The sequence below is a fragment of the Rathayibacter sp. AY1E3 genome (genome assembly GCF_002932235.1).
In the GTDB taxonomy this organism is placed as follows: domain Bacteria; phylum Actinomycetota; class Actinomycetes; order Actinomycetales; family Microbacteriaceae; genus Rathayibacter.
The window spans coordinates 1-23,896 of record NZ_PSVN01000012.1; the positions used below are offsets into that span (position 1 = coordinate 1).

Genomic DNA, 23,896 nt, shown 5'->3' on the forward strand with positions numbered 1-23,896 from the left:
GCCCCTCCCGAACCGAAGGAAGACCCGCCCCCGTGAGCATCGAGATCAACAACGAGTCGAGCGTCCCCGTCGACGAGGCCGCCCTGCTGCGCCTCGCCGGCTACGCGCTCGACTCGCTCCACGTGCACCCCGACGCCGAGCTCGCGATCGTGCTGGTCGACGAGGGCGCGATGGAGCAGCTGCACGTGCAGTGGATGGACGAGCCGGGGCCGACCGACGTGCTCAGCTTCCCGATGGACGAGCTGCGTCCCGGGACCGAGGACGAGCAGACCCCCGCGGGGCTCCTCGGCGACATCGTGCTCTGCCCGCAGGTCGCGCAGTCCCAGGCCGAGTCGGCCGGCCACTCCGTGCTCGACGAGCTGCAGCTGCTGACCGCCCACGGGCTCCTGCACCTGCTCGGCTTCGATCACGCCGAGCCGGAGGAGGAGCGCGAGATGTTCGGCATCCAGCGCGACATCCTGGTCGGCTTCCACATCAGCGAGCGACGCCGCTAGAGCGCGCCGTGCCCACTCTCCAGCTCCTCATCGCCGCCCTCGCGCTCGTCGCCGTCGGCGGCTGGTTCGCCGCGACCGACGCCGCACTCGGCGTCCTCTCGCGCAGCGACCTGCTCGACATGGCCCAGCACTCCCGCAGCGCCCGCGCTCTCCGCGCGATCGCGGGCGACATGAGCGCCCACGTCAACGTCGTCAACTTCTCGCGGATCGCGGCCGAGACGACGGCCGCGGTGTTCGTCACCACGGTGCTGGTCGTCGAGGTCCCGCAGCTCTGGCTCGCGCTCCTGCTGGCGGTCCTGATCATGGCGGCGGTCTCGTTCGTCCTGGTCGGCTCCAGCCCCCGCAGCGTCGGGCGCGCGAACGCGCGTGCGGTCCTGTCCACCAGCGCCTCGCTCGTGCACGTGCTCCGGCTCGCGCTGGGTCCGGTCGCGCACGGGCTCGTGGCTCTCGGCAACCGGGTGACGCCGGGGACCGGGCGCTCGGCGGGGTTCTCCTCCGAGGAGCAGCTGCTCAGCATGGTCGACGAGGCGACGGAGCAGGACGTGCTCGAGCAGGACGACCGCGAGCTGATCCACTCGATCTTCGAGTTCAACGACACCTTCGTGCGCGAGGTGATGGTGCCCCGCACCGACATGGTGACGATCGAGGCGACCTCCTCCGTCGGCGCCGGCATGGGGCTCCTGCTGAGCCGCGGCATCTCCCGGCTCCCCGTCATCGGCGACGGCGTCGACGACGTCCTCGGCGTGCTCTACCTGCGCGACGTGGCCCGGCACACCTACGAGCGGCCGGACGACGACGACACGGTCGCCGATCTCGCGCGCCCCGCGCTGTTCGTGCCCGAGTCGAAGAAGGCCGACGAGCTGCTCCGCCAGATGCAGCTCGAGTCCAACCACCTCGCGATGGTGGTCGACGAGTACGGCGGCATCGCGGGCCTGGTGACGCTGGAGGACCTCATCGAGGAGCTCGTCGGCGACATCTCCGACGAGTACGACCGCGAGGTCGACCTCTTCGAGGAGACGGCGCCCGGGGTCTACCGCGTCTCGGCGCGCCTGCCGGTGGACGAGCTCGGCGAGCTGTTCGAGCTCGACCTCGAGGACGACGACGTCGACTCGGTCGGCGGACTGCTGACCAAGGCCTACGGGCGCCTCCCCGAGCGCGGCGCGACGGCGCGGATCGGCGGAGTGCTGCTCGAGGCCGAGCAGGCGGACCCGCGCCGTGGGACCATCTCCACGGTGATCGTCCGCCGCGATCCCGATCTGGACACCGCCGGCGAGCCCGGCACCGGCCCCGTCGCGATCATCGCGGACGGCGGCACCACCACCCCCAGCCCGAGCACGGCTCCCACCCGCGGAGCCACGGGCGATCAGCACGAGGACGCACGATGACCGACACCACTCCCGCCGCCGCACCCTACCGGGCGGGCTTCGTGTCCTTCGTCGGCCGCCCGAACGTGGGCAAGTCGACGCTCACGAACGCCCTCGTCGGCGAGAAGATCGCCATCACGAGCTCGAAGCCCCAGACCACGCGGCGCGCTATCCGCGGCGTGGTGCACCGCACCGACGGCCAGCTGATCGTCGTCGACACCCCCGGCATCCACCGGCCGCGCACGCTCCTCGGAGAGCGGCTGAACTCGCTCGTCACCTCGACCCTCGGCGACGTCGACGTGATCGGGATGCTGTTCCCCGCGGACGAGCCGATCGGCCCGGGAGACCGCTTCATCAACGAGCAGCTCGACTCCTTCCCGCGCGCTCGGAAGGTCGCGATCGTCTCGAAGGTCGACCTCTCCTCGAAGAAGTCCGTGGCGAAGCAGCTGCTCGCCGTCTCGGAGCTGCGCGAGTGGGACACGATCGTGCCGATCTCGGCCGTGACCGAGGAGCAGCTGGACGTCCTGGCCGTCGAGCTCCTGCGCCTGATGCCGGTCTCGCCCGCCCTCTACCCGGAGGAGGCGGTGACCGACGAGGACCTGTCCTCGCGGATCGCCGAGTTCATCCGCGAGGCCGCCCTCGAGGGCGTGTCGGACGAGCTGCCGCACTCCCTCGCCGTGACGCTCGATGACATGGTCGAGCGCGAGGACGGCTCGCTGATCGACATCTACGCCAACGTCTTCGTGGAGCGCGACAGCCAGAAGGGCATCATCATCGGCAAGGGCGGCCAGCGCCTGCGCGAGGTGGGAGCCGTCTCCCGCGAGCAGATCGAGCGCCTGCTGGGCCGCCGCGTGTTCCTCTCCATCCGGGTGAAGGTCGCCAAGGAGTGGCAGCGCGACCCGAAGCTGCTGGGGCGCCTGGGCTTCTGACGCCGGAGGACGACGGCGGTCACCCTCCAGGACGACGCCCCCGGGCGCGCGGACCCGTAGCGTGATCCTCATGCGCGCCCTCCTCGACCGACCGGCGGCCCTGCCGATCGCCGGGGCGCTGCTCGCCGCCCTCCACCTGCTGCTCGGGCTCACCGGGGTCACTCCGACCGAGCGGATCGCCGGCGGCCTCGTGCTCGCGCTGGCCCTCGCGGTCGCGGGATTCCTGCCCGCGCTCGCCCCCTCGCTCGTCGCGGTCGGCGCGCTCGCCGACGGAGGCGTCCTGCTCGGCGGCGTCCCCGTCGACGGGGTGCTCGTCGGCCTGGTCGTCCTCTGGCAGACGACCCGCCGGGTGGGCCCCTGGACCCGTGCCCTGGCGCTCGCGGGCGGCCTGATCCTCGCCGGGATCGGCGGCGTCACCGTCGCGCTCGGCCTCTCCGGCCCGCTCGATCCGTCCGGGCTCCCGGCGCGCGTGGAGTTCGTGGTCCTCGCCCTGGTCGCCCTCGCGGTCGCCTCCGTGCTCGGTGCGGCGAAGGTCCTCGTGTACCTCAACGCGCTGCGGGCGCCGGTCCTCGCGGGCGATCGGATCGACGCGCTGCTGACCCGGGTCGCCGGTCCGCAGGACCCCTTCGCGGTGGGGGTCGCCGGTGGTCAGGCGCTGGTGCTCCTCCTCGTCGCCGGCCTCCCGTTCGCCGGGGTGGACGGCGCGATGCAGCTGCTGGTCGCGGGCGTGCTCGCGGTCGCGCTGGTGCTGCACCGGCGGTCCCCGGTCCTCGCCCTCTCGATCGCCTGGGCCGGCGCCGCCCTGCAGATGAGCGCGAGCCTCGCTCCCGGACCCGCGGATCTGGCCATCCTGGCCGTCCTCTTCGGCGCCGGCGCGTCGGAGTCGCGGCGGGTGCGGATCGCGGGCGCGGTGTCGGCCGTCCTCGGCGCTGTGGTCGCCGTCGTCTACCTCGTCCTCGTCTTCGACCTCGTCGCGAGCGCCTACGACGGCCTCCTGTCGGCCGGAGCCACCTTCGGCGGGATCCTCGCGACGCTCGGCCTCTCCTGGACCATCGGACTGCTCTCCCGGTCGGTCCGCCGGGCGCGTGAGGGCCAGACCCTGCGCGCGCAGGCCGAGCAGGAGCGCGCCCGGGCGCAGCGCGAGCTCGACACCGTGGAGGAGCGCAACCGGATCGCCCGCGACATGCACGACGTCGTCGCCCACTCCCTCGCCGTCGTGATCGCGCAGGCCGACGGCGCGCGCTACCTCGGCGCCACCAGCCCCGAGCAGACCGACACCGCGCTGCTCACCATCTCCTCCGTCGCCCGGGACGCCCTCGGCGACGTGCGCGTGCTCCTCGCCCAGCTGCGGCACTCGCAGAGCGACGGCCCGCAGCCCGGCGCCCGCGACCTGCCGGCCCTCCTCGACAGCGTGGGCGGAGCCGGAGCCCCCGTCCGCGCCGAGCTCGCCGTCGACCTGGAGGCGGTGCCGCGCGCCGTCGGTCTGGCACTGTACCGCATCGCCCAGGAGGCGACCACGAACGCTCTCCGCCACGGCCGCCCGGGCTCGCCGCTCGACATCGCCCTGCGCCAGGACGGCGGCGAGCTCGCCCTGACCGTGCGCAACGCCCGGTGCGCCGACGTCGAGCGCGACTCCCTGCCGGGCGAGGGCCACGGCCTGGTCGGCATGCGCGAGCGCGCCGCGCTCGTCGGGGGAGTGCTCGCCGCCGGCCCGGTCGGGGACGACTTCGTCGTCGACGCGCGCCTCCCCTCCTCCCCGTCCCTCGCCCGCACCGCCCCACCCCTCGCCTCCGGAGGCAGCCCCGCATGACCGACACCATCCGCCTCGTCCTCGTCGACGACCAGGCCCTCTTCCGCGCCGGCATCCGCATGCTGCTCGGCTCGCAGCCCGACCTCGAGGTGGTCGGGGAGGCCTCGGACGGGGCGGAGGGCGCGGAGCTGGTCGCGCGGCTGGCCCCCGACGTCGTGCTGATGGACATCCGGATGCCGGGCGTCGACGGGATCGAGTCGACCCGGCGGATCCTCGCGGACGCGCAGGAGCGGCGGGTCGAGCCTCCGCGCATCCTCGTGCTGACCACCTTCGACCTCGACGAGGCGGCCGCGCGCGCCATCCGGGCGGGCGCGAGCGGCTTCCTCCTGAAGGACACGGAGCCCGGCTTCCTCCTCGCCTCCGTCCGCACCGTGCATGCGGGGACCGCCGTGGTCGCCGCCTCCGCGACCCGCGAGCTCTTCGAGCACTTCGGAGCGGCGGGCAGCGGACGCGAGACCCCGCCCGCCTTCGCGACCCTCACCGACCGCGAGCGCGAGATCTTCCACCTGGCCGCGCGGGGGATGAGCAACACCGAGATCGCGCGCGCCGAGTTCCTGAGCGAGGCGACGGTGAAGACGCACATCAGCCGCACCCTCGGCAAGCTCGGCCTGCGCGACCGCGTGCAGCTGGTGGTCTACGCCTACGAGAACGGCCTGGTCTCCTAGAGCGGGGCGCCGGGGTGACGCGCCGCGGGGGCGGTGCTACCCTGACCGGGTGCGCTTCGGACAGCTCCTCCTTCTCCGCCGCGACGAGATCTGATCCTCAGGCCATCCTCGTCGCGGAGTCCGTCGTCGGCTGAACCATCCCTCGCCCGCGAGGTCGATCCGCATCCGGATCCCCGCGAGACCGCCCGACCGGCACCGCCCACCAGCGGAGCCGCACGCGAGCGGGATCGGTCACGAGCGAGAACAGACACGTGCGCACCACTGCGCCGGGAGAGCACCTCATGCTGAACAACCAGAAGCCGTCGCCCATGCCGATCGGCAAGTACCGTCCCTTCCACGAGCTGATCGCCGTGGACCTGCCCGACCGCACCTGGCCGTCGAACCGCATCACCGCCGCGCCCCGCTGGTGCGCCGTGGACCTCCGCGACGGCAACCAGGCGCTCATCGACCCGATGAGCCCCGAGCGCAAGCGCATCATGTTCGATCTGCTGGTCCGGATGGGCTACAAGGAGATCGAGGTCGGGTTCCCGAGCGCGAGCCAGACCGACTTCGACTTCGTGCGCAGCCTCATCGAGGAGGGCGCGATCCCCGAGGACGTCACCATCCAGGTGCTGACCCAGGCCCGCGACCACCTGATCGAGCGCACCTACGAGTCGATCCGCGGCGCGCGCCAGGCGATCGTGCACCTCTACAACTCCACGAGCGTGCTGCAGCGCGAGGTCGTGTTCCGCAAGGACCGTCAGGGCATCATCGACATCGCGCTGGCCGGCGCCCGCAAGTGCCGCGAGATGGAGTCGACCGTCCCCGGCACGGCCGTCTACTACGAGTACTCGCCCGAGAGCTACACCGGCACCGAGCTCGACTTCGCCCGCGAGATCTGCGATCGCGTCGTCGAGGTCTTCGAGCCGACTCCCGAGCGCAAGGTCATCCTGAACCTGCCCGCCACCGTCGAGATGGCCACCCCGAACGTCTACGCCGACTCGATCGAGTGGATGAGCCGCAACCTCGCGCAGCGCGAGAACATCGTGCTGTCGCTGCACCCCCACAACGACCGCGGCACGGCCGTGGCGGCCGCCGAGCTGGGTTACCTGGCCGGCGCGGACCGGATCGAGGGCTGCCTCTTCGGCAACGGCGAGCGCACCGGCAACGTCGATCTGGTCGCGCTGGGCGTGAACCTGTTCACCCAGGGGATCGACCCGCAGATCGACTTCAGCGACATGGACGGCATCAAGCGCACCGCCGAGTACTGCAACCAGCTGCCCGTGCCCGAGCGCAGCCCCTGGGCGGGCGACCTGGTCTTCACCGCCTTCAGCGGCTCGCACCAGGACGCCATCAAGAAGGGCTTCGAGGCGATGCAGGCCGAGGCCGAGCGGACCGGCCGCAGCGTCGACGAGCTCACCTGGGCCGTGCCCTACCTGCCGGTGGACCCGAAGGACCTGGGCCGCTCCTACGAGGCGGTCATCCGCGTCAACTCGCAGTCCGGCAAGGGCGGAGTCGCGTATCTGCTGAAGACGGACCACGCGCTCGACCTGCCGCGCCGACTGCAGATCGAGTTCTCGGGCGTCGTGCAGGCCAAGACCGACGCCGAGGGCGGCGAGGTCACGAGCGAGCAGATCTGGACGGTGTTCCAGGACGAGTACCTGCCCGCGCCCGCCGAGCGCGCCGACGAGAAGTGGGGCCGCTTCGAGCTGCTGCGCACGAACACGTCGAGCGATCTGGGCGGCAGCATCGCGCTGGACGCGGTCCTCCGGGTGGGCGACGAGCGCGTCTCGGCCAGCTCGCGGGGCAACGGCCCGATCAACGCCTTCGAGGCCGTGCTGGAGCAGCAGGGCGTCGAGGTCCGGGTCCTCGACTACGTCGAGCACGCGCTCAGCGCCGGCGGCGACGCGCTGGCCGCCTCGTACGTCGAGTGCACGGTGAACGGCCGCACCTTGTGGGGCGTGGGCGTGGACGCCGACATCTCGACCGCCTCCCTCAAGGCCATCGTCTCGGCCGTCAACCGCGCCCTGCGCGAGGAGGTCCCGGTCCGCGAGCTGGCCGGCGCCTCCGCCTGATCGGGCCCGATCCCCGCCGGGGGAGCCGTGACGCGTCGCGGCTCCCCCGGCGTTCCCGTGCGCGGACCGCGCGGGACTCCGCTCCCTGCGTCCGAGTCGGCCGCCGCTAGGTCCGGCGGCGCCAGCGCAGGCGCGGCACCCCGCTGAGCGCGCGCTGCTCGGGCAGGCTCCAGCCGTAGCGGACCGCGAGCAGGCGGATGACCGTGGTCACGCCCACCGCGAGCGGCGCGGCGAAGTCGATCGTCACTCCGAAGCGCAGCGCGAGGACCAGGACGCCCGTGCCCACCGAGGCCGCGACCGCGTAGAGCGAGCCGACGTGCATCAGCGCGATCGGCCGATTCAGCAGGATGTCGCGGACGACGGATCCGCCGACGGCCGAGACGGTGCCGACGAACACGGCCGGCACCTCCGGCACGCCGAGCGACAGGGCCTTCGTGGTGCCGATCGCGCCGAAGAGCCCGAGGGTCAGCGCGTCGAGGGCGGTGATCGTCCCGTCGACCCGGTTCAGCAGGTGCTGGAGCAGCATCCCGAGCAGCGAGGCGGTCACCGCGACGATCAGGTACGCGTCGGTGTGCAGGGCCACCAGGGGCGTCTGGAGCAGCAGATCGCGGAGCACGCCGCCGCCGAGGCCGGTGGCCGTGCCGATGATCGTGACGCCGAGCAGGTCGATCCGGCGGTCGCGGAACTCGCCCGCGAACATCGCGCCCTGGAGGCAGCCGATGGCGATCGCGAGCAGGTCGGCCCAGGCCGGGATCTCGAAGAGGGAGGCTGCCACCCGGACATCGTTCCACGGCGCGGGCCCTGCTCCGGCCGGGCTGCCAGCCGGGTGTCGGGGGTCGGGGGGATAATCGGAGGATGCCCACCTATCGCGACGAAGCCGTGGTGCTCCGCACGCACAAGCTGGGCGAGGCCGACCGCATCGTGACGCTGCTCTCGCGCAGCCACGGCAAGATCCGCGCGGTGGCGAAGGGCGTGCGCAAGACCGGCTCCAAGTTCGGCTCGCGGCTCGAGCCGTTCATGGTCGCCGACCTCCAGCTCTACGAGGGCCGGAGCCTCGACATCGTCACGCAGGCCGAGTCGCTCGGCGCCTACGGTGCGCTGATCGCCGCCGACTACGACAGCTACACGGCGGCGAGCGCGATGGTCGAGACGGCGGACCGCCTCACCGACGCGGACGCCTCCCTGCAGCAGTACCTGCTGCTCGTCGGGGCCCTGCGCTCGCTCTCGAAGCACGAGCACGAGCCGGTGCTGACGCTCGACTCCTACCTCCTGCGGGCGCTCTCGATCGCGGGCTGGGCGCCCAGCTTCGAGGACTGCGCGCGCTGCGGCGCTCCCGGGCCCCACGGCGCGGTCGTGGTGCAGCTCGGAGGCGTCGTCTGCGCCGACTGCACGCCGCCCGGAGCACCGCGGGTCGCTCCGGAGGTCGTGGTCCTGCTGGGCGCACTGCTCACGGGAGACTGGGCCCACGCCGAGACCACCGAGCCGACCACGCGGTCGCGGGCGAGCGGAGTGGTCGCCGCCTACACGCAGTTCCACCTCGAACGCGGTCTGAGATCCCTGGAGCACGTCACCCGATGAAGCCCTTCACCCACAAGGACGCCGAGCCGTACCGCCCCCTCGACTGGACCGGGATCCACCCGCCCGCGATCCCGCGGAAGGCCGTCCCAGGGCACGTCGCCATCGTGATGGACGGGAACGGCCGCTGGGCGAACTCCCGCGGCCTGACGAGGATCGAGGGGCACAAGCGCGGCGAGACGGCGCTGCTGGACGTCGTGGCCGGAGCGATCCAGATCGGCGTGAAGCACCTCAGCGTCTACGCGTTCTCGACCGAGAACTGGAAGCGCTCGCCCGAGGAGGTGCGCTTCCTGATGGGCTTCAACCGCGACGTGCTGCACCGCCGCCGCGATCAGCTCAACGAGTGGGGCGTGCGCATCCGCTGGGCCGGCCGGAAGCCGCGCCTGTGGGCGTCGGTGATCAACGAGCTGCAGTTCGCCGAGCGGATGACCGCGGACAACGACGTGCTCACCCTCACCATGTGCGTCAACTACGGCGGGCGCACCGAGATCGCCGACGCGGTGCAGCGGCTCGCCGCCGAGGTCCAGGCGGGGCGGCTCAAGCCCTCCGGCATCTCCGAGAAGACCATCGCCAAGGCGCTCTACGTGCCGGAGATGCCGGACGTCGACCTCTTCGTGCGCTCCTCCGGCGAGCAGCGCACCAGCAACTTCCTGCTCTGGCAGAGCGCCTACGCCGAGATGGTGTTCCTCGACCGGCTCTGGCCGGACTTCACGCGGACCGACCTCTGGGACGCGATCGAGCACTACTCCGGCCGCTCCCGCCGCTTCGGCGGCGCGGTCGACGTGCCGGGGGCCTCCTCGTGATCCGGGCCGGGATCGTCGGCTTCGGGCTCGCCGGCAGCGTCTTCCACGGTCCGTTCCTCGCGGCCGACCCGGCTTTCGAGGTCGTCGCCGTCTCCACCCGCGACGCCGGTCGGAGGGCCGCGGCCTCCGCCGCGCATCCGGAGGCCCGGATCGTGCCCGACCTCGACGCGGTGCTCGCCGAGCGGCCGGAGCTGGTCGTGCTCGCCTCGCCGCCGTCGGTGCACCGGGAGCAGGCCGTCCGGGTGCTCGAGGCCGGGGTCGCCGTCGTGATCGACAAGCCCTTCGCACCGAGCACGGCCGACGCGGACGCGATCATCGCCGCCTCCGAGCGGAGCGGTGCGCCCGTCTTCGTCTTCCAGAACCGGCGCTGGGACGCCGATCTGCTCACGCTCCGCCGCCTCCTGGGCGAAGGGGTCCTCGGCGAGGTCCTCCGCTTCGAGTCGACCTTCGAGCGCTGGAGCGCGCCGAAGACGGGCCGGTGGCAGAGCGAGACGGGCTCGGCCGCGGGCGGCGGGATCCTCTTCGATCTCGGCAGCCACCTGGTCGACCAGGCGCTGCTGCTGTTCGGCCCGGCGGTCGTCACGGCGGCCGAGACCCGGACCGTCCACGAGGGCTCGGCGAGCGAGGACGATGCGTTCGTCTCGCTCCTGCATCACAGCGGCGTCCGCTCCCACCTCACCATGAGCCGCGTCGCCCGGGCGACCGGCCCCCGCTTCCGCGTGCTCGGCACCCGCGCCGCCTTCAGCGTCGACGGTCTCGATCCGCAGGAGACCGCGCTCCGCACCGGCGGCGCCCGACCGGACGACGACGGCTTCGGCGAGGTAGCGCCGGAGGGATGGGGCGTCCTCGTCGACGACTCCGGCGCACACCCCGTGCCGAGTGAGTGGGGACGATACGCCGCGTTCCTCGAGCAGGTCGCGCGGTCGCTCCTGGACGGCGCTCCCTCGCCGGTCGACGTCCGCGAGGCCCGCGAGGTCGTCGCCGTGCTCGAGCAGGCGCACGCCCTCGCCGCCCGCTGACCGGGCCCGCCGCCGACGCGCCCGGTCGCTCCCCGGTCTTGGCGATCCGGCTACGGAGCGTCATCCTCGAGAGGTGAGCACCGCACTGCCGAACTCCGCCGACCTGCGCGCGCGCTTCGCCGGTGCCCGCGGCTACCACAACGCCTGCACCCTCGGCCTGCCGCCGCGGGAGACCGTCGAGGCGCTGCGGGCGGACCTCGACGGCTGGTCGTCCGGGGAGAGCACGGCCGCCGCCTACGGCGCTGTCGCCGAGCGCGCGCGTGCCTCGTTCGCCGCGATCTCCGGCGTTCCGGTCGACCGGGTCGCCATCGGCTCGCAGACCTCCGCCATGGCCGCCGTGCTCGCCGCCTCGCTGCCCGACGGGGCCCGCGTGCTCTGCGTGGACGGCGACTTCTCCTCCATCGTGTTCCCCTTCCTCGCCCAGGCGCACCGCGGAGTGACCGTGCGCTCCGTCGCGCTCGAGGCGCTGGCCGACTCCGTCGACGACGGGGACGACCTCGTCGTCTTCTCCGCCGTGCAGTCCAGCAGCGGAGCGCTCGCCGATCTCGACGCCGTCCTCGAGGCGGCCGCGCGCCACGGAGTGCGGACCGCGTGCGACCTCACGCAGGCGGCCGGCGTCCTGCCGGTCGACGCCTCCCGCTTCGACGCGACCCTCACCCACGCCTACAAGTGGCTGTGCTCGCCGCGCGGAGTGGCGTTCCTCACCGTCTCGCCCGACTATGCGGCCGAGCTCGTCCCCGTGCAGGCGGGCTGGTACTCGGGGGAGGACGTGTGGTCGTCCTGCTACGGACCGGCCATGCACCTGGCCGAGAACGCCCGCCGCTTCGACGTCTCGCCGGCCTGGCAGGCGTTCGCCGGCGCCGAGGCGTCGCTCGCTCTGTTCCGCTCGCTCGACCTCGACGCGGTCTGGGCGCACGCCTGCGGCCTCGGCGACCTGCTGTGCGAGCGGCTGGACCGGGAGCCTCAGCACCGGGCGCTCGTGTCCTGGCCGGACGAGGGGGGAGCGGACCTGGAGCTGCTGCAGGCCGCGGGTCTGCGCGTCTCGGGCCGCGGCGGCCGGCTCCGCATCGCCTTCCACCTCTGGAACGACGAGTCCGACGTGGACGAGCTCGTCCGCGTGCTGCGGGAATAGCGGGGCGCCCCCTCCGTTGTCCTGGGGGTGAGTGCTGAGCCGAGCCCCCTGTCCGTCGACGTCTGGTCCGACATCGCCTGCCCCTGGTGCTACATCGGGAAGCGCCGGTTCGAGCGCGGGCTCGAGGCCTTCCGCGCCGCGCACCCCGAGGCTCCGGAGGTCGTCGTGGAGTACCGCAGCTTCGAGCTCTCGCCGGACACGCCGGAGGACTACCGCGGGGGAGAGGCGGCGTTCCTCGCCGAGCACAAGGGCATCCCGGAGGCGCAGGCGCAGCAGATGCTCGACTCCGTCACGGCGATCGCGGCGAGCGTCGGCCTCGACTACCACTTCGAGTCGGTGCGCCACGTCAAGACGGTCACCGCCCACCAGGCGCTCCACCACGCCAAGGAGAACGGACTGCAGCTCGAGCTCGTCGAGCGTCTCCTGAGCGCGTACTTCGTCGAGGGCCGCGACCTGGCCGATCCGGAGGTGCTCGCCTCGCTCGCCGGCGAGGTCGGGCTCGACCCGGCGGAGACGCGCCGCGCTCTCGAGGACCGGCGCTACCTCGGGCGGGTGCAGTCCGACATCGCCCAGGCCCGCGAGTACGGGATCTCGGGGGTGCCGTTCTTCGTCCTCGACGGGCGCTTCGGCGTCTCCGGCGCCCAGGAGCCGGCGGCGTTCACCGAGGTCCTCGAGCACGTGCTGGAGCAGCGGGCGGCCGTCGCGTGAGCGGGCCGTTCGAGATGCTCGGCGACTCCGGCGGGCCGCTGTGCGAGGACGGCGTCTGCGCCGTGCCGCAGGCCGCGGAACCGCAGGCCGAGGTGCCGCCGATCAGCGCGGAGGCTCCTCCACGGTGATGTCGGCCACGGTCGCGCCGTAGGCGGCCACGAGGGCGTCCGCGTCGACGAAGGCGCTGCGCCCGTCGGCGCCGGCTCCCATCGCCACGCGGCGGCCGAGGATCCGCTCGTCGGCGTAGACCGGCCAGGCCGTCTTGGAGCCGATCGGGGTGATGGTGCCGCGCCGGTAGCCGGTCGCCTCGAGGGCGGCCGTCTCGTCCGGGAGGCGGAGCTTGTTCACTCCGACCACCGCGCGCAGCTTCGGCCACGCGATCTGCCGCCCGCCGGGGACGAGGGCGAACAGGTAGCCGCCGTCGTGGCGCTTCACCACGAGCGACTTCACGATGTCGCCGGGCTCGATGCCGAGCAGCGCGGCCGCCTCGTGCAGGCTGCCGGCAGCGGGCCTCTCCACGATCTCGACCGCCAGGCCGCGGGCGGACGCGTCCGCCTCCAGCCGCTGCGAACCGTCCTCCACAGGTGTGCTCCCGTTCATCTCTCCGCCTCTCTGCTCGTCACTCCGCCTTCCCCAACACAGGATCTGGGAGAATCGATACCGATGTCCTCCACTCTCACGGCCGCCCCGCCCGCGCGCACCGCGCCGGCGCTCCGGATCGGCCCCCTCGAACTCGACGCGCCGGTGGTGCTCGCCCCCATGGCGGGCATCACCAACACGGCGTTCCGCCGCCTCTGCCGCGAGTTCGGCAACGGCCTCTACGTGAGCGAGATGATCACCTCCCGCGCGCTCGTCGAGCGCACGCCGGAGTCGATGCGCCTCATCCGCCACCACCCCAGCGAGTCGGTGCGCTCGATCCAGCTCTACGGAGTGGACCCGGTCACGGTAGCCGAGGCGGTCACCATGCTCGTCGCCGAGGACCGGGCCGACCACATCGACCTCAACTTCGGCTGCCCCGTGCCCAAGGTCACCCGGAAGGGCGGGGGAGCGGCCCTGCCGTGGAAGCTCCCGCTGTTCCGGCAGATCGTCGAGGGCGCCGTGAAGGCCGCCGGCGACGTCCCGCTCACCGTCAAGATGCGCAAGGGCATCGACCCGGACCACCTCACCTACCTCGAGGCCGCCCGTGCCGCCGAGGGCGCCGGAGTCGCGTCGATCGCGCTGCACGCGCGCACCGCCTCCGAGTTCTACAGCGGGCACGCCGACTGGTCGGCGATCGCCATGCTCAAGGAGACGGTCACGAGCGTGCCCGTGCTGGGCAACGGCGACATCTGGTCGGCCGAGGACGCGCTGCGGATGATGGCCGAGACGGGCTGCGACGGAGTCGTCGTCGGTCGCGGCTGCCTCGGGCGCCCCTGGCTCTTCGGCGACCTCGCCGCCGCGTTCGCCGGCTCCGACGAGCGGTTCCGCCCTTCGCTCGGACAGGTCGCCGAGGCGTTCCGCCGCCACGCGGAGCTGCTCGTCGACTTCTTCGAGAGCGAGGAGCGCGGCTGCCGCGACATCCGCAAGCACGTCGCCTGGTACTTCAAGGGCTACGCCGTCGGCGGCGACCTCCGCGCCCGCCTGGCCACCGTCGAGTCGCTCGCGCAGCTCGACGAGCTCCTGGCGACGCTCGACTGGACGCAGCCCTATCCGGGCGAGGCGGCCGAGGGGCAGCGGGGCCGCGCCGGCTCGCCCAAGGTCCCCTCCCTCCCGGACCGCTGGCTCGAGTCCCGCGAGCTCGACGCCGGGCAGCGCGACGCGGTCTCGGCCGCCGAGATCCACAACAGCGGTGGATGACCGCGCGCTCTGGGGGTACTCGCTCGTCGACACCGAGCGATTCCTGCCGGAGGACCACTCGACCCGCCGCTCCGACTTCGCCCGCGACCGCGCCCGGCTCTTCCACTCCAGCGCGCTCCGCCGCCTGGCCGCGAAGACCCAGGTGCTCAGCCCCACGGCGGGCGTCGACTTCGCGCGCAACCGCCTGACCCACTCGCTCGAGGTGGCGCAGATCGGCCGGGAGCTCGCCACGAGCCTCGACCTCGACCCCGACGTCGTCGACACGGCCTGCCTCGCGCACGACATCGGGCATCCGCCGTTCGGGCACAACGGCGAGCGCGCGCTCAACACCTGGGCCGAGGGGATCGGCGGCTTCGAGGGCAACGCGCAGACCTTCCGGCTGCTCACGCGGCTCGAGCCGAAGGTGTTCGGCGACGACGCCCGCCCCTACGGGCTGAACCTCACCCGCGCCAGCATCGACGCGAGCTGCAAGTACCCCTGGCCCGACACGCGCTCGGTCGCGGACCCGTCGGGGCGAGCCAAGTTCGGGTTCTACGCCGACGACGCTCCCGCGTTCGCCTGGATGCGCGAGGGCGCCCCCGAGGGGGTGCGCTGCATCGAGGCCGAGGTGATGGACCTCTCGGACGACATCGCGTACTCCGTGCACGACTTCGAGGACGCGGTGGTCTCCGGCTACATCGACGTCGAAGCACTCGGCTCCCGCGCCGACCACGAGGACCTCGTGCAGTCGATGCACTCCTGGGTCGGTGGGGAGGTCGGACACGACGAGCTCGTCGCCGCTTTCGACCGTCTCGACTCGCTCGACGTGTGGGTCTCCTCCTGGGACGGCTCCCGCCGCGACCAGGCCCGGCTCAAGAACCTCACCAGCCAGCTCATCGGCCGCTTCGCCGCCGCCGCCACCGAGGCCACCCGCGAGGCGTACCAGCACCCCGACCTCGTCCGCTTCGGCGGCCACGTCGTCGTCCCCCGCGAGCAGCAGGCCGAGATCGCCGTGCTCAAGGGGATCGTCGCGACGTTCGTGATGTCGCGGAACACCCGCCAGCCCATCTACGCCCAGCAGCGCGAAGTCCTCACCCGCCTCGCCGACACGCTCCTCGACCGCGGCCCGGGAACCCTCGAGCCCGGCTTCGCCGAGGACTGGCACGCCGCCCCCGACGACGACGCCCGCCGCCGCGTCGTCGTCGACCAGGTCGCCAACCTCACCGACCAGAGCGCCCTCGCCTGGTTCGAGAGGCTGTGCTGATGCGCTGAGCCGGGCGGCGCCCGGCTCAGCTGTGCCGCCGATCCTGCCCGGCGTCACCGCGGTCGGCTTGCCGAGGTGGTGCGTTCCAGGGAGCGGGGTGCGTCCGCCTAGGGCGATCCGCTGTTACGCGGATCACCCGTTCGGCGGTGCCGGTGGCACGCGGATCGGCCGTTCAGCGGTGCCGGGGCACGCCGGTCACCGCCAGGCGTCACCGCGGTCGGCTTGTCGGGGTGGTGGGTTCCAGGGAGCCGGGTGCGTCGTCTGAGGCGATGTGCTGGTGTGCGGGTCGGCCGGTCGGCTCGGAGGGCGGGGAGGGCACCGCACCGCGAGGCGCGGAGGGGCGCGGGGCGGCGGGTACGGTGAGGGCGTGGGAGCGGAGCGGACACGGCAGCGGATCCTCGAGGCGGCGACGGAGGAGTTCGCGGCGCACGGGCTGGCGGGAGCGCGGGTCGACCGCATCGCGGCACGGTCGGGGATGAGCAAGCCGATGCTGTACTCGCACCGGCCGACGGCGCGCGAGGCCGTCGCCGCTGTCGTCCGCGTCAGTGCGGAGGGGTACTCCGCGCCCGGCACTCCTGCCGGCTGCTTCGTGCTGAGCGAGCCGCGGCTCGAGGCCCGTCGCCGTGAGATGGAGGCGCTCGTCGCCGCACGAGTCGAGCGCGGGATAGAGGAGGGCGACGTGCCGCCGGAGACGGACGCCGGATCCGTCGCCGCCTTCGTCGTCGCCGTGCTCAGCGGGATGTCGACGCAGGCCCGCGACGGAGCACCGGCGGACCGCATCGCGGTCATCGGCGAGCTCGCACTCGGCGCGCTGCCGGCGGCCACGGGCGTGCGAGCCGCAGGGCGCACGCCGGGAGCTCCCGGATGAGGCCGCGTCGGCCCCGGCTCGGCCTCCTCGCCCTGGTCGTCGCGGGGCTGCTGCTGATCCAGCCCGCCGCGGCCTCGGCGGCACCGCTGCTCCCTCCCGCGAACGGCGTCCTCGACTACCAGCTGGGAGGCGCCTACGCTCCGGCGTCGAGCGTCACCATCGTCGACCGCGACCGCACGGACGCGCCCGCCGCCGGCCGCTACAGCATCTGCTACGTGAACGCCTTCCAGACCCAGCCCGGCGAGAGCGCCGCCTTCGCGAAGCGGCACCCCGAGCTCCTGGTGAGGCGAGCGGACGGGAAGCCCCTCGCCGATCCGGGCTGGCCGGACGAGTACCTCTTCGACGTCTCGACCTCCGCGAAGCGGACCGCTCTGCTCGCGATCGTCGGCGCCTGGATCGACGGCTGCGCCGAGGACGGCTTCGACGCCGTCGAGGCCGACAATCTGGACAGCTACACCCGCTCGGGCGGGAGGCTGACGAAGTCGCAGGCGCTGGCGTTCGCCACCCTCCTGACGGCGCGCGCTCACCGCTCCGGCCTGGCGATCGGCCAGAAGAACGGAGCCGACCTCGCCGCTGCCGGGAAGAGGACGGTCGGCTTCGACTTCGCCGTCGTCGAGGAGTGCCAGGTCTACGACGAGTGCGCGGCGTACACGGACGTCTACGGGCGCCAGGTCTACGAGATCGAGTACACCGACAACGGCCGGTCCGCCTACTCCGAGGCCTGCGCCGCGCAGGGCCGGAGCATCTCGGTCACCCTCCGCGACCGCGACGTCGTCCCCCGTGGCGCACCGGGCTACGTGAACCGGCACTGCTGACGCCGGGCGGACGCTACCGCAGGGCTCCCAGCACGACGGCCGCGGCTCGGGCGACCAGCGCGTCGTCGTAGTCCGCCTCGGGGTCGTTGCGCGACGAGAGGATCGACAGCACGACCGCGTCCCGCCCGGGAGGCGTCACCACGGCGACGTCGTTGCGGATCCCGCCGGCGCCCCCGGACTTGTCCGCGACGCTCCAGCCGGCCGGAGCGCCCGCCCGGACGAGAGTGTCGCCGGTCGCGTTGCCGCTCATCCAGTCGAGCAGGAGTGCCCGGTCCTCCGCGGACAGCACGTCACCTGTGGCGACCGCGACGAGGTCCGCCGTGAATGCGGCCGGGGTGGTGGTGTCGTCGATGCTGCCGGGCTCGATCGTGTTCAGAGCGGGCTCCTCGTTCACCACCTCGGTGGTGGTGTCGCCGAGAGCCTCCAGTCCTCGGTCGAGGGCGGAGGGTCCGCCGAGGCGCCGGAGGACGAGATTCAGCGCTGTGCTGTCGCTCCGGCGGACGGCCGCCTCGGCGAGCTGCGACAGCGGCAGGCCGGTGGCGGTGCTCTCCTCCGTGACGGGGGAGTAGCCCGCCGCCTCGACGTCGGCCACGGTCCAGGTGACCACCTCGTCCCGCTCGGCGGCGGGGACGGTGCGCAGGAACTCCGCCGCGGCGAGGGCTTTGAGGCTCGAGGCGAAGCCGAAGCGCTCGTCGGCCCGGTGATCGACCCGGCGACCCGAGCCGGTGTCGACGGCGCTGACGCCGATCCGGGCGTCGAACTCGTTCTCGAGCACGGCCAGCTCGGCGGAGACGTCGATCGGAGGAGGGGTGGCGGAGGACGCCGACGACGGCATGGAGGCGGACGACGGCGGCGCGACCGGGGTGTCCGCCGTGGTGGTGCACCCGGCGAGGGCCAGGAGGAGGGCGGAACCCGCGAGTGCGCGGAGGGTCCGCGACGTCCCTCTCGAACGGTTCACAGCGCGGAGTAGACGACGAAGAAGGCGACGGCGGCCGCCGCGGTGACGCCGAGCGCCGCGAGCGAGACGAGTGCGCGCGGCCTCCTCCGCACGACGGCCAGGACGAGGAAGCCCGCGCCCAGGACGATCTGGAGCCACCAGTACACCGGACTCGTGGTGTCGGCGACCACGCCCAGCGCCCAGACGCCCTCGCCGATCAGCACGCCCGAGAGCGGCGCGACAGCCAGGACGCGCCACGTCCTCGAGCCGTGGAGGGTGAGTGCGGCGGCGGCGCCCAGGATCGGCCCGGCGGGGACGGCGAGCAGCCAGAAGACGTCCGTGAAGGGAGGCGAGTAGCCGAAGCCGCGCGCCGCGGTCACCAGGTCGTAGCCCTCGAGCAGCGCCCAGAAGCTCAGCAGGCCGAGAGCGGTCGCCGCCGCCGGTCGGGCGCCGCCGAGGCGTACGAGCGCGAACACGAGCATGGACCAGCCCCCGGAGGAGTTGGCGAACGAGCTCACCGACGGCGGGAGGGAGCCCTGCAGCAGGCTGGTGAGCCCGCCCAGGACGAGACCGCCGAGCAGGGCGACGAGCAGAGCACGCAGGAGAGGCGGGCGGGAGGCGGCAGGGGGCATGGGTCGATTCTCGGAGACGGCGGGCGGGTGCGGATCAGGGATGACCCTGATCTCGGGGTGCGGGTGGATCACAGGTCTCGGGGTGATCCGCGCCGCCCTGGTGCAGTTCTCCCCACCCCGGCTCGGCGGCCCCGGCGGCCGATACGATGGACCCCATGCCTCGGATCCGACAGTCAGATGTCGAGGAGGTCAAGGCGCGGGTGAACATCGGCGACGTGATCGGCGAGTACGTCACGCTGAAGTCGGCCGGCATCGGCTCGCTGAAGGGCCTCTGCCCCTTCCACGACGAGCGCAGCCCCAGCTTCCACGTCCGCCCGCAGGCCGGCTTCTACCACTGCTTCGGCTGCCAGGAGTCGGGCGACGTCTACAGCTTCATCATGAAGATGGACCACAGCTCGTTCAGCGAGACCGTCGAGCGCCTCGCCGGGCGGATCGGCTTCCCGCTGCAGTACGAGGACGGCGACGGCCGCGCGCCCGAGACCGGCGGGCGAGCGCGCCTCCTCGCCGCGAACGACGCCGCGGAGGAGTACTTCCGCGAGCAGCTCGCGACCCCGGGCGCCGACGTCGGTCGGCGCTTCCTCGGCGAGCGGGGCTTCGACCGCGCCGCCGCCGACCGCTTCGGCGTCGGCTTCGCACCCGACGGCTGGGACGGGCTCACGACCGCGCTCAAGCGCCGCGGCTTCTCGGAGGAGGAGCTGACCACGGCCGGCCTGGTCAGCAGCAACAACCGCGGCGGCGTCTACGACCGCTTCCGCGGCCGCCTCGTCTGGCCGATCCGCGACGTGACCGGCCAGACCGTCGGCTTCGGCGCCCGCCGCCTCCTCGAGGAGGACAAGGGCCCCAAGTACCTCAACACCCCCGAGACGCCCGTCTACCACAAGTCCCAGGTGCTCTACGGGCTCGACCTCGCCAAGCGGGACATCTCCCGCGGGCACCGGGTGGTCGTCGTCGAGGGCTACACGGACGTCATGGCCTGCCACCTCGCCGGCGTCACCACCGCGGTCGCCACCTGCGGCACCTCCTTCGGCGTCGACCACATCAAGGTGCTGCGCCGGGTGCTGGGCGACGACAGCGGCGTCGGCGAGGTCGTCTTCACCTTCGACCCCGACGCGGCGGGCCAGAAGGCGGCGATGCGCGCGTTCCAGGAGGAGCACCGCTTCGCCGCGCAGACCTTCGTCGCCGTCGCGCCCGAGGGCCTGGACCCCTGCGACCTGCGCCTGAACCGCGGAGACGACGCCGTCCGCCGCCTCATCGACGACAAGAAGCCGATGTTCGAGTTCGTTATCAGGCAGCTGCTGGACCGCTACGACCTCGAGACGGTCGAGGGCCGGATCGCGGCCCTGCGCGCGGCCGCCCCGGTCGTCGCCGAGATCCGCGACCCGGCGCTGCGGCCCGGCTACTCCCGCGAGCTCGCCCGGATGCTCGGCCTGGACATGGCCGAGGTCAACTCCGCCGTGCGCTCCGCCGGATCCAGGCCCCGCTCCTCCGGACCCGAGGGCCGCGACCAGCAGGGCGGCCGGGGCGGCGGCGGATCACCCGCGGCCGAGGCGCCCCTCGGCGCGCGCATCGCCGACCTGCCCGTCGACGTCGTCACGCGCATCGAGCGCGAGGCGCTGATGGCGATGCTCCAGCTTCCGCAGGCGATGGGTCCGGAGCTCCTGGCCCGGGCGGCGCACGCGGCGGTCACCAACGAGACCCTCCGCGTGGTCCGCGACGCCGTGGTCGCGAACCTCGAGCGGGCGGAGGACCGCGACTGGGTCGAGCACGTCGCCGGCGACGTCCCCGGTCCCTTCGCCTCGCTGGTGCGCCAGCTCGCGGTGGCGCCGATCCCGGCCGCCGATGAGGAGGGGCTCGCCCGCTACTCCCGCGACGTGGCGATCTCGCTCATCGAGCGCGATCTGCTCCGCGAGATCGCCGAGCTGCGCGGGGCGCTCCAGCGCGCGTCCGCCGATCCGGTGATGGCGCGCGCGGTGCAGGTGCGCCTGGTCGAGCTCGAGCGCGAGAAGCGGGCGCTGCGCACGGAGTGAGCGTGTTGCGGTCGTGTGAAGAAATCGGCCGCACGCCCGTGCCGGTTCGGAGAGCGCTTCCAACTGTGTTACCTATGAGGAACAGCAATGCGGGCGTCCAGTGTCGTGACGCCACAGCCCACAGGAGATCTGTGTGCCGAGAGTCCGCGCGCCCGGAGCGCGCCCGCATCCCATCCTTGACAGGAAGAGGCAGACGGAGATGAATTCCGCATCCACTCGCGGCACCCGTGCACTGGCCGCCGCCGCAGGCTTCGCCGCGGTCGCGCTCGTGCTGACGGGCTGCGCCGCCGGCGGGAACGACTCGTCCGGCGGAAGCGCCGGAGGGGCCCTGACCATCGGCACCACCGACAAGATCACGACGCTCGACCCCGCGGGCTCCTACGACAACGGCTCGTTCGCCGTGATGAACCAGGTGTTCCCGTTCCTGATGAACACCCCCTACGGCAGCCCGGACGTCGAGCCCGACATCGCCGAGTCGGCGGAGTTCACCGCTCCCACGGAGTACACCGTGAAGCTGAAGGAGGGACTGAAGTGGGCCAACGGCCACGACCTCACCTCCTCCGACGTGAAGTTCTCCTTCGACCGCCAGGTCGGCATCGCGGCCGAGAACGGCCCGTCCTCGCTCCTGGCGAACCTCGACAGCGTCGCGGCTCCGGACGACACGACCGTGGTCTTCACGCTGAAGTCCGAGAACGACCAGACCTTCCCGCAGATCCTCTCGAGCCCCGCCGGCCCGATCGTGGACGAGGAGGTCTTCTCGGCCGACGAGCTGACCGCGGACGCCGACATCGTCTCGGGCGACGCCTTCGCCGGCCAGTACACGATCGCGAACTACGACGTGAACAACCTCATCCAGTACAAGGCCTACCCGGACTACCAGGGCGTTCTCGGCGAGGCGAAGACGGACACCGTCAACGTCAAGTACTACGCGGACTCGTCCAACCTCAAGCTGGACATCCAGGAGGGGAACATCGACGTCGCGTTCCGCAGCCTCTCGGCGACGGACATCGACGACCTCCGCGGCAACGACACGGTCAAGGTCGTGGACGGCCCCGGCGGCGAGATCCGCTACATCGTCTTCAACTTCGACACCCAGCCCTTCGGCGCGACGACCGGCGAGGCCGACAGCGCCAAGGCCCTCGCCGTGCGCCAGGCCGTCGCCGACCTGATCGACCGCGACGAGATCGCCGACCAGGTCTACAAGGGCACCTACACCCCCCTCTACTCCTACGTCCCCGCCGGCCTGACCGGCGCGGTCGAGCCGCTCAAGTCGCTCTACGGCGACGGCAACGGCGCGCCCGACGCGGACAAGGCGAAGGCGACCCTCGAGGCCGCCGGCGTCACCGCTCCGGTCACCCTGAACCTGCAGTACTCGAACGACCACTACGGTCCGTCCTCGGGCGACGAGTACGCGCTGATCAAGGACCAGCTGGAGTCGACCGGCCTCTTCACCGTGAACCTGCAGACCACGGAGTGGGTGCAGTACTCGAAGGACCGCTCGAGCGACGTCTACCCGGCGTACCAGCTCGGCTGGTTCCCCGACTACTCCGACGCCGACAACTACCTCTCGCCGTTCTTCATCAAGGAGAACTTCCTCGCGAACCACTTCGACGACGCCGAGGTGCAGAGCCTGATCGCGCAGCAGGTCTCGACCACCGACGCCGACGCGCGCACCGCGCTGATCGAGCAGATCCAGGAGAAGGTCGCGGCGCAGCTCTCGACCGTCCCCTACCTGCAGGGCTCGCAGGTCGCGGTCGTCGGCAGCACCGTGAGCGGAGCCGAGGACACCCTCGACGCCTCGTTCAAGTTCCGCTACGCGGCACTCAGCAAGGGCTGATCCACCCCCTCGCGGCCGGCGCCTCCCCGACAGGAGGCGCCGGCCGTTCTCCACGAAAGGCATCACGTGACGACAGCCACGACGGCTGCGGCGACGGCGCCCACCCGGCGACCGCGCGGCTCCGGGGGCGGACTCGGGCGCTACCTGCTCGTCCGCTTCCTGCTCATCATCCCCACCGTCTTCATCCTCGTGACGCTGGTGTTCCTCCTCATGCGCTCCACGGGCGACCCGATCACGGCGGCCCTCGGCGGCCGCCTGACCGCCGACCAGCTCGCCGAGCGTGTGGCCGCCGCCGGCTACGACCGGCCGCTGATCGTGCAGTACCTCGAGTACCTCGGCAAGCTGCTCACCGGCGACTTCGGCACCACCCTGAGCGACAACCGCCCCGTCACCGAGGTGCTCCTCACCTACGGCGCCGCGACGGTCGAGCTCGCCTTCTACGCCCTGATCGTGGCGTTCCTGGTCGGCATCCCGCTCGGGATGCTCGCCGCCTACCACCGCGACCGCACGCCCGACGCGGTGCTGCGCATCTTCGCGATCCTCTGCTACGCGACCCCGGTGTTCTTCGCGGGCCTGCTGCTGAAGCTGGTGTTCTCCGTCTGGCTGAAGTGGTTCCCCGTCGCCGGGCGCGCCTCGACGAGCACCGAGCTCTCGCTCCAGTTCCTCGAGAAGAAGACCGGCATCTACCTGATCGACGCGATCCAGACCGGCGACCCGGCCGCGATCTCGGACGTGCTCTCGCACGCGGTGCTCCCCGCCGTCGCACTGGGCCTGCTCACCGCGGGCATCTTCCTGCGCCTGGTGCGCACCAACGTGATCGGCACGCTCGGCACCGATTACGTGGACGCGGCGCGCTCGCGCGGCGTCAGCGAGTTCCGGCTCGTCCGCACCCACGCCTACCGGCCGGCGCTCATCCCGATCATCACCGTGATCGGCCTGCAGATCGCCCTGCTGCTCGGCGGCGCCGTCCTCACCGAGACCACCTTCGAGTGGAAGGGCCTCGGCTTCCAGCTCGCCGAGTACCTCCAGGCCCGCGACTTCGTGGCCGTGCAGGGCATCGTCGCCCTGCTCGCCGTCATCGTGGCGCTGACCAACTTCATCGTCGACGTCATCGCGGCGCTCATCGACCCGCGAGTGAGGTACTGAGC

Annotated in this window: 22 protein-coding genes; 18 read left to right on the forward strand and 4 right to left on the reverse strand. The window is 72.6% G+C overall.

Going from position 1 to position 23,896, the window contains the following annotated elements:
* Nucleotides 1-32: 32 nt before the first annotated feature.
* The 6 genes from ybeY to leuA all read left to right on the forward strand — a co-directional run bounded on the left by ybeY (nucleotide 33) and on the right by leuA (nucleotide 7,316).
* Nucleotides 33-494 carry an rRNA maturation RNase YbeY gene (gene ybeY, locus C5C53_RS11100; RefSeq protein ID WP_104223424.1) on the forward strand — a complete coding sequence of 154 codons (462 nt, stop codon included), beginning with the start codon at nucleotides 33-35 and terminating at the stop codon, nucleotides 492-494.
* A gap of 8 nt (nucleotides 495-502) precedes the next feature.
* Entirely contained in the window at nucleotides 503-1,879 is a 1,377-nt protein-coding gene (locus tag C5C53_RS11105) for a hemolysin family protein (RefSeq protein ID WP_104223425.1), read from the forward strand.
* Entirely contained in the window at nucleotides 1,876-2,787 is a 912-nt protein-coding gene (gene era, locus C5C53_RS11110; protein ID WP_104223426.1) for a GTPase Era, read from the forward strand. The genes C5C53_RS11105 and era overlap by 4 nt, the downstream gene beginning before the upstream one ends.
* A gap of 70 nt (nucleotides 2,788-2,857) precedes the next feature.
* The gene (locus tag C5C53_RS11115; RefSeq protein WP_146084669.1) at nucleotides 2,858-4,597 is read left to right on the forward strand and encodes a sensor histidine kinase; all 1,740 of its coding nucleotides are present in this window, start codon (nucleotides 2,858-2,860) and stop codon (nucleotides 4,595-4,597) included.
* Nucleotides 4,594-5,262, forward strand: a complete 669-nt coding sequence (locus C5C53_RS11120; RefSeq protein ID WP_104234459.1) for a response regulator transcription factor — start codon at nucleotides 4,594-4,596, stop codon at nucleotides 5,260-5,262. The genes C5C53_RS11115 and C5C53_RS11120 overlap by 4 nt, the downstream gene beginning before the upstream one ends.
* A gap of 281 nt (nucleotides 5,263-5,543) precedes the next feature.
* Nucleotides 5,544-7,316 (forward strand): 2-isopropylmalate synthase, encoded by a 1,773-nt coding sequence (gene leuA, locus C5C53_RS11125; RefSeq protein ID WP_104267555.1) that lies wholly within the window; start codon nucleotides 5,544-5,546, stop codon nucleotides 7,314-7,316.
* Between the two features lie 106 nt (nucleotides 7,317-7,422).
* Here the strand turns inward: leuA and C5C53_RS11130 are convergent, their stop codons facing one another.
* The gene (locus C5C53_RS11130; protein WP_104223430.1) at nucleotides 7,423-8,091 is read right to left on the reverse strand and encodes a trimeric intracellular cation channel family protein; all 669 of its coding nucleotides are present in this window, start codon (nucleotides 8,089-8,091) and stop codon (nucleotides 7,423-7,425) included.
* An 80-nt stretch (nucleotides 8,092-8,171) separates the two neighbouring features.
* On the opposite strand from C5C53_RS11130, the gene recO reads away from it, so the two are divergent.
* From recO to C5C53_RS11155, 5 genes are all read left to right on the forward strand, one after another.
* The gene (gene recO, locus C5C53_RS11135; protein ID WP_104223431.1) at nucleotides 8,172-8,894 is read left to right on the forward strand and encodes a DNA repair protein RecO; all 723 of its coding nucleotides are present in this window, start codon (nucleotides 8,172-8,174) and stop codon (nucleotides 8,892-8,894) included.
* Nucleotides 8,891-9,694: an isoprenyl transferase gene (locus C5C53_RS11140; RefSeq protein WP_104234456.1), complete on the forward strand. Its 804-nt coding sequence runs from the start codon at nucleotides 8,891-8,893 to the stop codon at nucleotides 9,692-9,694. Before recO ends, C5C53_RS11140 begins: the two co-directional genes overlap by 4 nt.
* Nucleotides 9,691-10,713: a Gfo/Idh/MocA family oxidoreductase gene (locus C5C53_RS11145; protein WP_104267556.1), complete on the forward strand. Its 1,023-nt coding sequence runs from the start codon at nucleotides 9,691-9,693 to the stop codon at nucleotides 10,711-10,713. Before C5C53_RS11140 ends, C5C53_RS11145 begins: the two co-directional genes overlap by 4 nt.
* Before the next feature lie 73 nt (nucleotides 10,714-10,786).
* Nucleotides 10,787-11,845, forward strand: coding sequence for an aminotransferase class V-fold PLP-dependent enzyme (locus C5C53_RS11150; protein ID WP_104267557.1), 1,059 nt, complete (start codon nucleotides 10,787-10,789; stop codon nucleotides 11,843-11,845).
* A gap of 27 nt (nucleotides 11,846-11,872) precedes the next feature.
* Nucleotides 11,873-12,553 carry a DsbA family protein gene (locus tag C5C53_RS11155; protein WP_104238217.1) on the forward strand — a complete coding sequence of 227 codons (681 nt, stop codon included), beginning with the start codon at nucleotides 11,873-11,875 and terminating at the stop codon, nucleotides 12,551-12,553.
* A 102-nt stretch (nucleotides 12,554-12,655) separates the two neighbouring features.
* Here the strand turns inward: C5C53_RS11155 and C5C53_RS11160 are convergent, their stop codons facing one another.
* Complete coding sequence (locus C5C53_RS11160) at nucleotides 12,656-13,153, reverse strand: aminoacyl-tRNA deacylase (RefSeq protein ID WP_104267558.1); 498 nt, start codon at nucleotides 13,151-13,153, stop codon at nucleotides 12,656-12,658.
* Nucleotides 13,154-13,216: 63 nt separating this feature from the next.
* Between C5C53_RS11160 and dusB the strand changes: the two genes are divergently transcribed.
* From dusB to C5C53_RS11180, 4 genes are all read left to right on the forward strand, one after another.
* Nucleotides 13,217-14,389: a tRNA dihydrouridine synthase DusB gene (gene dusB, locus C5C53_RS11165; RefSeq protein ID WP_104247508.1), complete on the forward strand. Its 1,173-nt coding sequence runs from the start codon at nucleotides 13,217-13,219 to the stop codon at nucleotides 14,387-14,389.
* Nucleotides 14,382-15,632 carry a deoxyguanosinetriphosphate triphosphohydrolase gene (locus C5C53_RS11170; protein ID WP_104223438.1) on the forward strand — a complete coding sequence of 417 codons (1,251 nt, stop codon included), beginning with the start codon at nucleotides 14,382-14,384 and terminating at the stop codon, nucleotides 15,630-15,632. The genes dusB and C5C53_RS11170 overlap by 8 nt, the downstream gene beginning before the upstream one ends.
* Nucleotides 15,633-15,999: 367 nt before the next feature.
* A complete protein-coding gene (locus tag C5C53_RS17470; RefSeq protein WP_104226690.1) occupies nucleotides 16,000-16,500 on the forward strand; it encodes a TetR family transcriptional regulator in 501 nt (166 codons plus the stop codon).
* Nucleotides 16,497-17,315 (forward strand): endo alpha-1,4 polygalactosaminidase, encoded by an 819-nt coding sequence (locus C5C53_RS11180; RefSeq protein WP_104267559.1) that lies wholly within the window; start codon nucleotides 16,497-16,499, stop codon nucleotides 17,313-17,315. The genes C5C53_RS17470 and C5C53_RS11180 overlap by 4 nt, the downstream gene beginning before the upstream one ends.
* 13 nt (nucleotides 17,316-17,328) lie before the next feature.
* On the opposite strand, the gene bla is transcribed toward C5C53_RS11180, so the two are convergent.
* Together bla and C5C53_RS11190 are read right to left on the reverse strand one after the other, a co-directional pair.
* Nucleotides 17,329-18,273 carry a class A beta-lactamase gene (gene bla, locus C5C53_RS11185; RefSeq protein WP_181127756.1) on the reverse strand — a complete coding sequence of 315 codons (945 nt, stop codon included), beginning with the start codon at nucleotides 18,271-18,273 and terminating at the stop codon, nucleotides 17,329-17,331.
* The gene (locus C5C53_RS11190) at nucleotides 18,270-18,884 is read right to left on the reverse strand and encodes a DUF6518 family protein (RefSeq protein ID WP_181127757.1); all 615 of its coding nucleotides are present in this window, start codon (nucleotides 18,882-18,884) and stop codon (nucleotides 18,270-18,272) included. Before C5C53_RS11190 ends, bla begins: the two co-directional genes overlap by 4 nt.
* A gap of 155 nt (nucleotides 18,885-19,039) precedes the next feature.
* Between C5C53_RS11190 and dnaG the strand changes: the two genes are divergently transcribed.
* The 3 genes from dnaG (at nucleotide 19,040) to C5C53_RS11205 (ending at nucleotide 23,894) form a co-directional block, all read left to right on the forward strand.
* Nucleotides 19,040-20,911 carry a DNA primase gene (dnaG, locus tag C5C53_RS11195; RefSeq protein ID WP_104267561.1) on the forward strand — a complete coding sequence of 624 codons (1,872 nt, stop codon included), beginning with the start codon at nucleotides 19,040-19,042 and terminating at the stop codon, nucleotides 20,909-20,911.
* 199 nt (nucleotides 20,912-21,110) lie between these two features.
* Nucleotides 21,111-22,748: an ABC transporter substrate-binding protein gene (locus C5C53_RS11200; protein ID WP_104223443.1), complete on the forward strand. Its 1,638-nt coding sequence runs from the start codon at nucleotides 21,111-21,113 to the stop codon at nucleotides 22,746-22,748.
* Nucleotides 22,749-22,814: 66 nt separating this feature from the next.
* The gene (locus C5C53_RS11205) at nucleotides 22,815-23,894 is read left to right on the forward strand and encodes an ABC transporter permease (protein ID WP_104267562.1); all 1,080 of its coding nucleotides are present in this window, start codon (nucleotides 22,815-22,817) and stop codon (nucleotides 23,892-23,894) included.
* Nucleotides 23,895-23,896 lie beyond the last annotated feature (2 nt).